Origin of the sequence: Flavobacterium eburneipallidum (assembly GCF_027111355.2) — a bacterium.
In the GTDB taxonomy this organism is placed as follows: domain Bacteria; phylum Bacteroidota; class Bacteroidia; order Flavobacteriales; family Flavobacteriaceae; genus Flavobacterium; species Flavobacterium eburneipallidum.
This window is the reverse complement of the sequence record NZ_CP114291.2, coordinates 1892079-1906021: the sequence shown is the minus strand read 5'-3', so window position 1 is coordinate 1906021 and position 13943 is coordinate 1892079. Positions and strand designations below refer to the sequence as shown.

10 protein-coding genes are annotated in these 13943 nt (G+C 33.8%); 6 read left to right on the top strand and 4 right to left on the bottom strand.

The annotated features are described in order from the left end of the window. Window positions 1–3: 3 nt before the first annotated feature. The 4 genes from porQ to OZP15_RS07815 all read right to left on the bottom strand — a co-directional run bounded on the left by porQ (window position 4) and on the right by OZP15_RS07815 (window position 7409). Window positions 4–1023, bottom strand: coding sequence for a type IX secretion system protein PorQ (porQ, locus tag OZP15_RS07830; protein WP_269224964.1), 1020 nt, complete (start codon window positions 1021–1023; stop codon window positions 4–6). Between the two features lie 153 nt (window positions 1024–1176). Next, window positions 1177–3624 (bottom strand): endopeptidase La, encoded by a 2448-nt coding sequence (lon, locus tag OZP15_RS07825; RefSeq protein WP_281337460.1) that lies wholly within the window; start codon window positions 3622–3624, stop codon window positions 1177–1179. Window positions 3625–4065: 441 nt separating this feature from the next. Continuing rightward, window positions 4066–5388, bottom strand: coding sequence for an MFS transporter (locus OZP15_RS07820; RefSeq protein WP_281337459.1), 1323 nt, complete (start codon window positions 5386–5388; stop codon window positions 4066–4068). A 92-nt stretch (window positions 5389–5480) separates the two neighbouring features. Further along, window positions 5481–7409 (bottom strand): amino acid permease, encoded by a 1929-nt coding sequence (locus OZP15_RS07815; protein ID WP_269224963.1) that lies wholly within the window; start codon window positions 7407–7409, stop codon window positions 5481–5483. 259 nt (window positions 7410–7668) lie between these two features. Between OZP15_RS07815 and OZP15_RS07810 the strand changes: the two genes are divergently transcribed. From OZP15_RS07810 to OZP15_RS07785, 6 genes are all read left to right on the top strand, one after another. Continuing rightward, window positions 7669–9207, top strand: a complete 1539-nt coding sequence (locus tag OZP15_RS07810; RefSeq protein WP_269224962.1) for a glycoside hydrolase family 10-like protein — start codon at window positions 7669–7671, stop codon at window positions 9205–9207. A 19-nt stretch (window positions 9208–9226) separates the two neighbouring features. After that, on the top strand, window positions 9227–10486 hold the full coding sequence (locus OZP15_RS07805) for an MFS transporter (protein WP_269224961.1): 1260 nt from the start codon (window positions 9227–9229) through the stop codon (window positions 10484–10486). An 89-nt stretch (window positions 10487–10575) separates the two neighbouring features. Further along, window positions 10576–12174 carry a glycoside hydrolase family 3 protein gene (locus OZP15_RS07800; RefSeq protein ID WP_281337458.1) on the top strand — a complete coding sequence of 533 codons (1599 nt, stop codon included), beginning with the start codon at window positions 10576–10578 and terminating at the stop codon, window positions 12172–12174. Between the two features lie 226 nt (window positions 12175–12400). Next, a complete protein-coding gene (locus OZP15_RS07795) occupies window positions 12401–13039 on the top strand; it encodes a peroxiredoxin (RefSeq protein WP_269224957.1) in 639 nt (212 codons plus the stop codon). Window positions 13040–13192: 153 nt separating this feature from the next. Continuing rightward, window positions 13193–13501: a thioredoxin family protein gene (locus OZP15_RS07790; RefSeq protein WP_269224956.1), complete on the top strand. Its 309-nt coding sequence runs from the start codon at window positions 13193–13195 to the stop codon at window positions 13499–13501. Window positions 13502–13567: 66 nt separating this feature from the next. Next, window positions 13568–13825: a DUF6952 family protein gene (locus OZP15_RS07785; RefSeq protein WP_269224955.1), complete on the top strand. Its 258-nt coding sequence runs from the start codon at window positions 13568–13570 to the stop codon at window positions 13823–13825. Window positions 13826–13943: the final 118 nt, after the last annotated feature.

Genomic DNA, 13943 nt, shown 5'->3' with positions numbered 1-13943 from the left:
GTGTTATTGTAAGTTTACGGTCAAGCCAAACAAACTCGTGTTGGCTGCCAATGTATATCTCGAATACGAATAGTTGAATTTCAATTTATTGATTTTCAAACCAAACCCTATCGAAATTCCAGAAAAATTTCGTTGCTCCAAAATTAGTAATTCTTCGGCTCTTCTGAAATTATATCCTAGTCTAATATTAAAAGATTTCTTCGGAAAAAGTTCCGCTCCAATAATCACGTGACGCATGGCGTTTCCTAGGAAAGATACTTTTTTATCACTAGAACTGCCATCAAGTGAATTTTCGGCTTGATTAGGATTCGAAAACGAAATATTCCATTGCTGTAAATTTTCTAAAGTAAGATGCCAACGCAAAGGCACATTTTCTAATTCTTGGGAAACTCCAGCTAAAATTTCTAAAGGTAATTTTTCATTTGTACCCGAATAAGTAGTGAATTGCGTTCCAATATTTCGAACAACCAAAGCCCAATTCACATCATTAGGTTCATCGATATAAACAGCACCAATATCGACAGCACCTCCAATAGAATTGTAATTTTCTAAAGTAGAAGAAATTAATTTTCCGCTGGCGCCAATATGCAAATCAGTGTAAGGAACATTATACGAATAGCCAAAAGAAAGCGCTACTTCATTACCTGTAAATTGAGAAGTGGCTGTTCCGTTTTCGTCATAACCATCAAATTTTCCGTAGTTTACATAATTCACGCCTACCTGAAAAGTTTGCAAATGACGGTCGTACGTATAAGCATAAGAAGCCGTTCCGTAGGTAACTTCACCAAAATAACTTCCGTAATTTAATGCCAGTTGATTGTCCATTTCTGGATTGATAGTCGCTGGATTAAAATGCGCTTGATTGACATCGTTATCATAAATAGTAATCGATTTTCCGCCTAAAGCGGCTTGTCTTGGCGAAGTAACCAAGTTCAAAAACTGATAAGTAGATTTTCCTCCTATTTGACCGTAAACCACAGTGCAAAAGGAAAATAAAAGAAATAATAAAAGTTTTTTAGGCATACTTCAAAAGACTATTGACTAGTGTAAAACGCAATTGCGAAGATAAAATTATAATGGCATAAATTCTTATTTTGCTTGCGAAGTTTCGAGAGGAATTTAAAAAAAAATTCCATCCGATTTAGAGGATGGAATTTAGTTGATAAAGTTTATAAATTACACTTTCGCGTTTTTTACTTTTTGATCGGTAACTGCTATTTTCAAGACTTCGCTCATTTCTTTTACATAATGAAAGGTCAGTCCATCTATATATTCTGGTTTTATTTCGTCGATATCGCTTTTGTTTTCGTGGCACAAAATAATTTCTTTGATATTAGCTCTTTTGGCCGCCAAGATTTTTTCTTTGATGCCACCCACAGGCAATACTTTTCCACGCAACGTGATTTCGCCAGTCATTGCTAGTCCTTTTTTCACTTTCTTTTGCGTCAATACCGAAACCAAAGAAGTCAACATCGCAATTCCAGCACTTGGTCCATCTTTTGGCGTTGCTCCTTCTGGAACGTGTAGGTGAATGTTGTATTTGGTCAATGTTTCAGGATTTAATCCCAATAATTCCGCATTGGCTTTTATATATTCCAAAGCAATCGTTGCGGATTCTTTCATTACATTACCTAAATTTCCTGTAATGCTCATCGTCCCTTTTCCTGGAGAAATCAAGGATTCGATAAAAAGAATATCACCACCAACACTAGTCCAAGCCAATCCTGTAACTACACCAGCTACATCATTACTTTCGTATTTATCTCTTTCTAATCTCGGAATTCCAAGCACTTTTACCACATCTTCATCAGTTACTTTTTTGTTGTACTCCTCCTCCATCGCAATAGATTTGGCAGCATTTCGAATGACTTGAGCAATTTTAGCTTCCAGTCCACGAACGCCCGATTCACGAGTATAACCTTCTACAATTTTTTCTAATTGCTTTTTACCAATAGTCAAATCCTTGGTCGTTAAACCATGTTCTTTTAATTGTTTTGGAAACAAATGCTGACGGGCAATTTCTACTTTTTCTTCAATCGTATAACCCGACATTTTGATGATTTCCATTCGGTCTTGCAAAGCCGGTTGAATGGCTGACATATTATTAGACGTTGCAATAAACATCACTTTGGACAAATCATAACCCATTTCCAAGAAATTATCATAGAAAGCACTGTTTTGTTCTGGATCTAAAACTTCTAACAAAGCCGAAGATGGATCGCCATTATGACTATTGGATAATTTATCAATTTCGTCCAAAACAAAAACGGGATTTGAGGTACCAGCCTTTTTCAAACTTTGAATGATTCTTCCTGGCAAAGCACCAATGTATGTTTTTCTATGTCCACGAATCTCGGCTTCATCACGCAAACCACCAAGAGAAATACGTACATATTCTCTTCCTAAAGCTTGAGCCACCGATCTTCCAATAGAAGTTTTACCCACTCCCGGAGGTCCTGTCAAACAAATAATGGGTGATTTCATATCATTTCGCAATTTCAAAACGGCCAAATGTTCGATCATTCTTTTCTTGACATCATCTAGTCCAAAGTGGTCTTTGTCAAGGATTTTCTGTGCTCGCTTTAAATCGAAATTATCTTTTGAAAATTCGTTCCAAGGCAATTCTAAAAACAATTCTAAATAATTTCTTTGAATACCAAAATCAGGTGCTTGTGGATTCATTCGGCGCATTTTTGACAATTCTTTTTCGAAATGTTTTTGCGTTTTTTCGTCCCATTTTTTGGTTTTAGCTTTGACGCTCATTTCGTCCATTTCCTCTTCCTGCGAAACACCACCTAGTTCTTCCTGAATGGTTTTTATTTGCTGATGCAAGAAATATTCGCGTTGTTGTTGGTCTAAATCAAAACGAACTTTCGATTGAATATCGTTTTTTAATTCTAGTTTTTGCAACTCCAAATTCATGTAACGAAGCGTTTCTAAAGCGCGTTCTTTCAAACCATTAATAGACAACAAAGCTTGCTTTTCATCTACTGGCAAAGTCATGTTCGAAGTCACAAAATTGATTAAAAACGATTGGCTTTCAATGTTTTTAATAGCAAATGTCGCTTCGGTTGGAATATTGGGACTTTCTTTTATAATTTGGATAGCCAAATCTCTAACCGAATCTAAAATGGCTAAAAATTCGCTGTCTTTTTTGGCTGGACGTTTTTCAGCCACTTCTTTTATATTGGCTGTAATATAAGGTTCTTCAGTAATAACTTCCGAAATTTCGAAACGTTTTTTACCCTGAAGAATGATAGTTACATTACCATCGGGCATTTTTAAAACTCTCAAAATTCGAGCTACTGTTCCTATGCTGTGAATGTCATTTGGAGTTGGATCTTCAATTTCCTCATTCTTTTGAGCCACAACACCAATAGTTTTCCCTGCCGCATAAGCGTCGTTGATTAATTTTATAGATTTATCACGTCCTGCCGAAATAGGAATAACTACGCCTGGAAACAAGACCATATTACGCAAAGGCAAAATAGACAGTGTTTCTGGTAATTCTTCATTGTTCATTTCCTCTTCATCCTCCGGTGTCAATAAAGGGATTAATTCGGTTTCTGAATCAAATTCTTGAAGTGACAGATTGTCAAGAGTGTGTATTTTATGATTTGACATAGTATTATTTAAGTCTTTTTGTCATTATATGTAAAAACTACATTAAAACAAAGTTAGTATTTTAGGATTATACTTTATTGAATATCAAATAAAAACAAAGATAATCGAATTTTTATCAACCCTATAAGTCAATCTTTATGCCATAAAAAAAACCGAAAATACTTTCGGCTTTTCAAAACATCTATTTTTTGGCTCTAATGGAAATGTTGTTAAAGTTTTTAACCACATAGCTTCTTTTGTATAATCATAGATTTAATTTTAGAAGCTTCACTTTTACATAGTTTGCATAGTCATTATGTGAAAAAATATTTTCTATGACGCTCTTTTTAATGATTTTAATATCAATTCTAGCCTGCATTGAACGAAGCTGAAGTGTGGTTTAAATTTATCTCAAGTTTGTTTTTATACAAGAGCCAGTAGAACCTTTTTTGTAAATTTCAATTATTTCAAAACTTCTTTTTTAGGAATCCTTCTCAATAAAAGTACTCCAACTACAAAAAAGATAGCTAAAAAAACGATAGCAAATCTCGGACTTCCTGTTATCTGATCTATGATTCCATAAACGCACATTCCAATTACGATTCCAATTTTTTCGGCAACATCGTAAAAACTAAAAAAGGAAGCTGTATCATCCGTTTCTGGTAATAATTTAGAATAAGTAGAACGGGACAATGCTTGAATTCCTCCCATAACCAAACCAACTAAAGCTGCCATAATATAAAAATGCAACGGAAGTTCAATAAAATAAGCGGCAGTACAAAGCAAAACCCAAAAACAATTAATCACCATCAAAGTTGGGATATTTCCATATTTTGCAGAAGCTCTAGAAGTTAAAAAAGCACCTAATATTGCTACTAATTGTATCAATAAAATACAGATTATTAAACCCGTTGTACTTTCCTCTTTTGATGACCAAGCAATTTCTTGTGAACCAAAATAAGTAGCCACAAGCATAACCGTTTGAACTGCCATACTATACACAAAAAAACTGCCTAAATACCGTTTCAACGATATATTTTCTCCAAGTAACATCCATACTTTTTTCAATTCTTTGAAGCCATTAAACAGTACTTCTTTAGATACTTTTTGGTTGTTAGTATTACCCTTTGGTAAATAATAATACGAATATTGACTGAATAAAATCCACCAAACTCCAACCATTACAAAAGAATAGCGCATGGCTTTCATGGCGGCTTCACCTGGAGTTCCAGTGATTCCAAAAAGCTCGGGTTTCATTATCATGGCTAAATTAATAATCAATAAAAGTACACTCCCAAAATATCCCAAAGAATAGCCTTTGGCACTGATTTTATCCTGTTGTTCTGGAAAAGCAATATCAGGTAAATAAGAATTATAAAACACCAAACTCCCCCAAAAACCTATCAATCCAAAAAAGTAAAAGAATAATCCAAAGTAAATATTTTCTAAATTAAAAAAGTACAATCCCATACAGGACAAAGCTCCCAAATAGCAAAAAAACTTCATGAATGATTTCTTATTCCCTACATAATCTGCAATTCCGGACAATAAAGGAGAAATAAAAGCAACTATTAAAAAAGCGAAAGCGGTAACAAAACTAATTAAAGCTGAATTCTTTAGACTAAAACCAAAAACATCGATGTAATGACTTCTATCTGTAAATAAAGCTTCAAAAAATATTGGAAAAACTGCCGATGAAATCACTAACGGATAAACCGAATTGGCCCAGTCATAAAAAGCCCAAGCGTTTAATAATTTCTTACTTCCTTTTTCTAATGTTTTCATCTTTGTTTTTATTTGGTTTCAAATATAGGTAAAAAACTATTTTACAAAAGTGAATTTTACTTTGCTATTATTAAGAAATTACCAAGGATTTTTTAGCCTTTCTGAATATTCAACTTGCTGTTTTTACGGCTAAAGCCAAAGTAAATCAAGAGTCCTATTAACAACCAAACCGTAAAATAAATCCAGTTCCAAACGCTTAATTCCGCCATCATATACAAACAACAAATCAAACCCAGTAAAGGAATCAGTGACAAATTTTGCCTGTAAGACCAAACCATTAATCCAATCAAAGCGAGAAGAAAAATCCACATCGGAATTTTGTGTTTAAAAAGGCTGAAACCGCTTTCGTATTTTAGCGAATGATCAATTGGCAAAGAATCTATAACTGTTTTATATTGTACTTCATCAACTTCAAAAGCACTCAAAACTACTTCTAAATCCTCCGAAGCTACTTTTTTATCTGCATAATTCGTAGCAATAAAATCATACACTTCTTTCGATTCTTCTTTACTTAAAGAGGTAACAATCGTTTCAGTAGTATTAATTTGAGTTTCATTGGTAATAAAATCCATTGTGCTTTTTTGATTAAAACCAAAAGCATAAACGAATCCAATTACAATCAAAACAGGTAGAATAAATTTAGAATTGATATAAGGCGTTTTGAATTTTCCACGAGGAATATCGGGTTTATTTTGTAACACTAAAACGCCAGCACAAACCAAAACAAAAGCAAATAAAGTTCCAATGCTACACAAATCGGTTACCATAGTCAGGTTCAAAAACAAAGCTGGAATTCCAACAACAAAACCCGTTACAATGGTCGAATAAGAAGGCGTTTTGAATTTAGGATGCACCGTAGAAAAACGTTTTGGTAACAATCCATCACGGCTCATACTCATCCAAATTCGAGGTTGTCCCATTTGAAAAACCAACAAAACACTCGCCATGGCTACAACTGCACTCACAGCAATAATCCCTGACATCCATTTGAGATTTAATTTATCGAATACAAAAGCCAATGGGTCACCTACATTCAATTCTGAATAACTTACCATTCCTGTCAAAACCAAAGCAATAGCAATATATAAAATGGTACAAATAATAATCGCCCACATCATGCCACGAGGCAAATCGCGTTGTGGATTTTTGCATTCTTCGGCGGTGGTGGAAATAGCATCAAAACCTATATAAGCAAAAAATACTGCCGAAACTCCCTTTAAAACTCCCGAAACTCCATTAGGTGCAAATGGACTCCAGTTAGTAGTATCCACATAAAAAACGCCTACAGCAATTACTAAAAGAACGATAAACAACTTGACAATTACCATTAAATTACTTGCATTTCTGGATTCTTTCATTCCACGATACACCAAAGCCGTAATCAAGATAATAATCAACAAAGCAGGAAAATCAGCCACAAAATGAAACGAACCAATCACAGGTGAAGTCGTCCAAGCCGTATGAGCCATTTGCAAACTTGAACTTAAATTTTCGAAAGATTTTCCGCCTTGCATTAAGGCTGTAGCGTCTTTAAACCCATTCGAAGCCGTCAAATAATCCATTTGAACCCATTGTGGCAAATGAATTCCGCCACTTTCGAGCAATCCTGTAAAATAATCACTCCACGAAATGGCTACAGTTATATTCCCCACCGCATATTCCATAATCAATGCCCAGCCTATAATCCAGGCAATGAGTTCGCCAAAAGCCACATAAGAATAGGTATAAGCACTACCTGAAACTGGAACCATCGAAGCAAATTCAGCATAAGCAAAAGCGGCAAAGCTACACGCCAAGGCAGTAAACAAGAAAAGAAAAATAACGGCTGGACCACCATCGGCACTGGCTTTTCCAATAGTACTAAAAATTCCTGCTCCCACAATGGCGGCAATTCCAAAAGCGGTTAAATCACGAGCTGTCAAATGTTTTCCTAAAGCATTGTGTCCATCACTTTCATTTTTTTCGACCTGCTTTAGAATATCGTGAACAGTCTTTTTTCGAAACAATTGGGAAAGCGCCATATTTTAATTTTTATCGTTTGAAACAAATATACTTTAAGTTTTACTAAAAATGTAAATTTATTTAGAAAATCAAACCACTTTCGACCATTTTACCATTAATAAATCAAACAATATTTCAAAAAGAAAACAAAACTGCAAAAAAGCAAATCCTTGAACAAAAAAAATGGCAAAGAAATTGCAGTTCCAAAAAACCAGTATTTTATATGATAAACTTCTCTAAAAAAACTACTTTTGATTTTTGATAATTTTAAGAATAAAAATGAATAAACACACTTTTTTTATAATCCTCATTTCTATTATTTTACTTCCTTTTTGGGATGGAAATGCGCAAGAAAAAATCACTCATCCGAAAAACGAATTCCGAGGAGTTTGGATTGCTACCGTAGCGAATATTGATTGGCCGAAAATAAATACTGACTCTGTTACCAAACAAAAAGCCGATTTTATCGAAATTTTGGAAACCTACAAAAAAATGAATTACAATGCTGTAATTGTTCAAATTCGCAGTTCTGGAGAAGCTTTTTATCCTACGGAATTAGCACCTTGGTCAAGATATTTGACTGGAAAAGAAGGAAAAGCACCCACTCCTTTTTACGACCCTCTCGAATGGATGATTACCGAAGCTCACGCTCGTGGTTTTGAATTTCACGCTTGGTTGAATCCGTATCGTGCTACGATGGATATAAAAACCGAAAATTTAAGTCCAAAACACGACTTTAACAGACACCGCAATTGGATGATAAAATACGGACAATCGGGTAAAGAAAAATTTTATTATGACCCAGGTTTGCCCGAAGTGCAAAGTCATTTGACTAAAGTGGTAGAAGAAGTGGTTCAAAATTATGATATTGATGCCATCCATTTTGATGATTATTTTTATCCGTATAGAGAAGTGGGACAAACCTTTAATGATAAATCTTCTTTTGCAAAATATGGCAATGGTTTAAAATTAGAAGAATGGCGTCGTGCCAATGTGGACACTTTGGTAAAACGAGTTTCACATACCATAAAAGACTGCAAACCTTGGGTGCAATTTGGCATCAGTCCGTTTGGAGTTTGGCGTAATAAATCAGTAGATCCAAAAGGTTCTGACACCGAATCTGGGCAAACCAATTATGACGATTTGTATGCCGATCCAATGACTTGGATGGAATACAAATGGATTGATTATCTGGTTCCTCAATTGTATTGGAGTATGGAACACCCAAAAGCTTCGTATTCGAAATTGTTGAAATGGTGGGCAGAAAACTCCAAAAACACGGCTATTTACATCGGAAATGGAACCTATAAAATCAATAATGATTCCGACAAAAGATGGAATAACCCAATGGAAATTCCCAATCAAATTGACATCACACGAACGTATAAAAATGTACAAGGAAATGCTTTTTTTAGTGCCAAATGGTTTCTGAATAAACATCAAAATGTGACCAAAATAATAATGGAAAATCAGTATAAATATCCTGCCTTGCCGTATGCTGTTCCTAATTTGAAACAAATTGTTATTGACAGTCCTGCCATTAGTACATTTGAAAATACTACAACAAAATCAATATTTTCTTTTAAATATCCATTGAATAGTAAAGTACGTTATATTATGGTGTATCGTGCCAAAAGAACTTCGAAAATAGATATTAATGACCCAAGTCAAATTATTGATAAAATTACACTAACTCAAAAGTGTGAAGATTTAATTACGGTAACGATTCTGACTCCAAAAGAAAACGAGCATAGTTCTTATGCCTTTACTTACGTTGATTTTTATGGAAATGAAAGTACGCCAACACTAGTAAACTAACCCACCTAAACTACTCCAAATGAAAACTGAAAATTCGCCTTGGTACTGGATTCCATTATTAAATTTTGCATCGGGATTTCCGTATGTTATTATCATTTCTGTTTCAGTTTTGATGTACAAAAACCTTGGCATCAGCAATGAAGACATTGGATTATACACCAGTTTATTATATCTGCCTTGGGTAATCAAACCATTATGGAGTCCGTTTATTGATTTGCACGGAACTAAAAGAAAATGGTTTTTAAGCATGCAATTATTGATTTCAATTGCCTTTTTAATAGTTGGTTTTATCATTCCAACGAGTCAGTTTTTTATGTTGAGTTTAGCCATTTTTTGGGTAGCAGCATTTGCTTCTGCTTCGAATGATGTGGCTACAGACGGATTTTATTTATTAGCATTAACCAAAGATCAACAATCTTTCTTTTTAGGAATCAGAAGTACTTTTTATAGAGCTTCGATGCTAACGGGTAACGGATTGATTATTCTATTAGCAGGATATTTAGAACATCAATATGGCGACAATCAAAAAGCTTGGTCCTACACGATGATTTTTGTGGGACTGGTAATGACATTTTTAACGGCTTACAATTATTTTGCTACGCCAAAAACCGAATTACCCATTACTGAAAAGGAAACAGCAGAGAAAAATTTCGCTACTGTTTTTGCTAGTTTTTTCAAAAAGAAACAAATCGGATTAATACTTGCTTTTATTCTTTTGTTTCGTTTAGGAGAATCACAGTTATTAAAAATGCTAACACCTTTTTTAGTGGATAAAACAACTATTGGCGGAATGGGATTAGACACCGAAGATGTTGGAATTATTTATGGTACTTTCGGTCTTATTGCATTAACTATTGGTGGGATTTTAGGAGGAATTGCGATTTCTGCACACGGTCTAAAAAAGTGGATGCTGCCAATGATTTTAACGATGCACTTGCCTATTATTGGTTTTATATTGTTAGCTTATTTTCATCCTGCTTCTGTCTATTACATCTACGCTGTTGTTATTTTAGAACAGTTCGGTTACGGATTTGGTTTTGCTGCATTTATGATGTATTTGATTTACGTTGCCGAAGGAGAATCAAAAACTTCACATTACTCGATTGCTACAGGCTTTATGGCTTTGGGAATGATGCTTCCCGGAATGTTGAGCGGTTATATTCAGCAGTATTTGGGTTATGGAAATTTCTTTATTTGGGTGTTTCTGGCTACTATTCCAGGTTTAATATTATCCCGATTTTTGATTTTTCCTGATGATTTTGGGAAGAAATCAGAATAACACAATTCATTTTCATTAACATATAAGTCCTATAAGTTTTAAAAATTATTAACTATTCTTATATGACTTATATGGTTTAAAAAAATCTTATGACATTAGACCAAAAAATAGGACAATTCTTTTTCCCAGCTGTTTTCATCAACGATACCGAAGAAAACATTCAGGAAACGGAGCGTTTAATCAAAGAACACAATATTGGCGGATTGACTTTTTTTCATAGTCGAGCCAGTGCAGCAACTAACTACGAATCGAAGAAAAAAGTGGAATTCAACGACGATAGTTACGAACGTTTAAAAGAATTGGTTGTCCGTTTTCAAAAATGTGCCACTACTCCACTTTTGATGAGCATTGATGCCGAATGGGGTCTGGCAATGCGTGTCGAAAAAACACCACAATTCCCTTATGCGATTACACTTGGTGCTTTGCCTGAAAGTTCAAAAGAGTTAGTTTACGAAGTAGGAAAACAAATTGGATTAGACCTGAAATCGGCAGGAATTCATTATAATCTAGCGCCATTGGCAGACATTAATAACAACCCTAATAATCCTGTAATTGGGTATCGTTCTTTTGGTCAAAACAAAGAAAAAGTAGCCGATTTTGCTTTGGAATATTTGCGTGGAATGAATGATGTTGGGGTTTTAGGCTGTCTGAAACATTTTCCGGGTCACGGAAATACCAGCGTCGATTCGCATTTGGGATTGCCTGTTTTAGAAGAAACTTTGGAAGAATTACTGGAAAACGAATTGCATCCTTTTATAAAAGGAATAGAAAATGATGTCGATTCTATTATGATTGGACATTTGGCAGTTCCTGCTTTGAATGATGGCAAAAATACTTCGGCAACTTTATCAAAGTCTATTATTGAAAATCTTTTGCGCAAGCAATTGGGTTATGATGGTTTGGTGATTTCTGATGCTTTGAATATGCACAGCGTTTCAAAACTCTACAACAAAAAAGGGCAATTGGAATGGGAAGCGTTCAATGCTGGAAATGATGTGTTGTGTTTTGCCGAAAACGTAGCTGAAGGAATCAAAGAAATTTTAAAAAATGCTTCACCAGAACGCATCGAAGCCAGCTTCAACCGACTTTGGAAATGCAAACAAAAAGCAGGAATTATTGATGGCAATTTTAATCCCGAAGGAAATTTAGATTTTGAAACGGCTTCTATTTTAAATAAAAAGATTGCAAAAAATTGCATTACCAAAATAAAAGACAATCAAAATAGTCTTTATCTTTTTGAAGCTAAAAACGATTACAAATTAGCCAAAGTCAGTCTTTATAAAAACACGGATAATGTTTTTTTTAAAACTTTATCTGCTGTACTTCCTTCTCCTGAATTTGCTTTAGAAACCGTTGATGAAAATTCAATTATTGAATTAGAAAAAAAACTCGCTGATTTAGATTTTGTTTTAATCTCCCTTTTTGTTCCCAAAGCCAAACCGCTGAATAATTTTGAAATAGATGATTCTGTTTTGGCATTTTTAGGAAAATTATTGTCAACCAAAAAATGTGTTTTATACGTTTTTGGAAATCCTTACGCCTTGCAAGTCATTCCAAATTTAGAAGCTGCTTTCGGAATTATACAAGTGTATCAAGATTTTCCTGAATTTCAAGAAACTGCCGCCCATCAATTAATAGAAAATAAAAAATGTAAAGGGAGTTTGCCCGTAATGGTAAATCTAATATAGATTTTCGTCAATATTTTTTAAAATTTTCTGATACATATAAAATAAAAACCCTTTTTTAAACACACAAAATCTACTAAAAATCAGTAAGTTAAAATTAAAATCAATATTAACATAACTAAACACTATCGTTATATAAGTATTAATAATTAAATCCTATACAATCTAACATTCGTTTTAATTTATCTTTGCTCACAAATAAAAAACAATAACTTTAAAAAATAACATTATGTCTTTAGTAGGTAAAAAATTCCCAAACATTACAGTTGACGCTATTTCAGAAATGGGCGATAATTTAAGAATCAACATTCTTGATGAAGCAGTAAACAACAACAAAAAAGTATTGCTTTTTTGGTATCCAAAAGATTTTACATTTGTTTGTCCAACAGAATTACACGCTTTTCAAGCGGCTTTGCCAGAATTCGAAAAAAGAAATACTATTGTAATTGGTGCTTCTTGCGATACTAACGAAGTACATTTTGCTTGGTTGAATACCGCAAAAAATAATGGTGGAATTGAAGGTGTTTCTTATCCACTTTTGGCTGATACTACCAGAAATTTATCTGCTGCTTTAGGAATTTTAGATGCTGCAGCTGGCGAATATAACGAAGATGCTGAAACGTATTTAGTAGAAGGTTCAAACGTAACTTACAGAGCTACTTATTTAGTAGATGAAACAGGAAAAATTTTCCACGAAAGCGTAAACGATATGCCATTAGGTCGTAATGTAAACGAATATTTACGTTTAGTAGATGCTTACACTCACGTACAAACTAAAGGTGAAGTTTGTCCTGCTAACTGGGAAGAAGGAAAAGAAGCGATGAGTGCTGATAGAAACAGTACTGCTCAATATTTAAGTGCAAACTAAATAAATTTCAAATTTTTAAAATTCCAAATTCCAATTTAGGAATTTGGAGTTTTATTTCAAAAATCATTAATCTTTCAATTTTAAAAATACTGGATTCTATATCAGATGATTTGGAGTTTAGCTCTTTAAGTATTGGAATTTAAACAAAAAGATATGTTAATCGAATTAAACGAAGATACGTTACAGGATTTAGTATCTAATAACGAAAAAGTAGTAGTTCAATTTTCGGCTTCATGGTGTGGAAATTGCCGAATCATGAAACCAAAATTCAAAAAATTGGCTACAGAAAACGAAGCCATTACTTTTGCTATAGTAGATGCTGAAAATTTTCCTGAATCTAGAAAATTAGCCAATGTAAGCAACTTGCCTACTTTTGCTACTTTCGTAAATGGAAAATTGGTAAATGAAACGCAAACCAACAAACAAGAAGTTTTAATAGAATTGGTTAATGAAATCGTTTAACCGTTAATTTGGTTATTTGTTTAACCGAATAACCGAATCAGCAAATAAACAAATAAACAACTTACAATGAAACTACCTGTTATCAAACATTTGTCTCAATTTATTGAAGAGAATGACGAGGATTATCTTGTTGAAACCATCGAAGTTCTAGAAGCATTAACCGAAGTTTCTTCTTTGAAAGATGAAGAATTAGATGTTATAGGCGAATTAATTTCAAATATGTACGGCGCTTTGGAAGTTCATAAAATGACCAAAGGCGGCATGGACAAAAAAGAAGCTTTGAATACTTTTATGAAAAGAGTTCTAGGTTCTATTGACAAATAAATTGTCCATTTGAAATTTGATTCAAAAAAATAATTTCAACCCTTTATCATCAAATCTGAATAAATACAAAAAGAGCTCGAAAAATATTTCGAGCTCTTTTTGTAAAAGCAACTTTTTA

What these genes read in the sequence shown, in the direction of transcription:
- porQ (WP_269224964.1), bottom strand. Translation starts at nt 1,023, where the DNA reads ATGCCTAAAAAACTTTTATTATTTCTTTTATTTTCCTTTTGCACTGTG.
- lon (WP_281337460.1), bottom strand. Translation starts at nt 3,624, where the DNA reads ATGTCAAATCATAAAATACACACTCTTGACAATCTGTCACTTCAAGAA.
- OZP15_RS07820 (WP_281337459.1), bottom strand. Translation starts at nt 5,388, where the DNA reads ATGAAAACATTAGAAAAAGGAAGTAAGAAATTATTAAACGCTTGGGCT.
- OZP15_RS07815 (WP_269224963.1), bottom strand. Translation starts at nt 7,409, where the DNA reads ATGGCGCTTTCCCAATTGTTTCGAAAAAAGACTGTTCACGATATTCTA.
- OZP15_RS07810 (WP_269224962.1), top strand. Translation starts at nt 7,669, where the DNA reads ATGAATAAACACACTTTTTTTATAATCCTCATTTCTATTATTTTACTT.
- OZP15_RS07805 (WP_269224961.1), top strand. Translation starts at nt 9,227, where the DNA reads ATGAAAACTGAAAATTCGCCTTGGTACTGGATTCCATTATTAAATTTT.
- OZP15_RS07800 (WP_281337458.1), top strand. Translation starts at nt 10,576, where the DNA reads ATGACATTAGACCAAAAAATAGGACAATTCTTTTTCCCAGCTGTTTTC.
- OZP15_RS07795 (WP_269224957.1), top strand. Translation starts at nt 12,401, where the DNA reads ATGTCTTTAGTAGGTAAAAAATTCCCAAACATTACAGTTGACGCTATT.
- OZP15_RS07790 (WP_269224956.1), top strand. Translation starts at nt 13,193, where the DNA reads ATGTTAATCGAATTAAACGAAGATACGTTACAGGATTTAGTATCTAAT.
- OZP15_RS07785 (WP_269224955.1), top strand. Translation starts at nt 13,568, where the DNA reads ATGAAACTACCTGTTATCAAACATTTGTCTCAATTTATTGAAGAGAAT.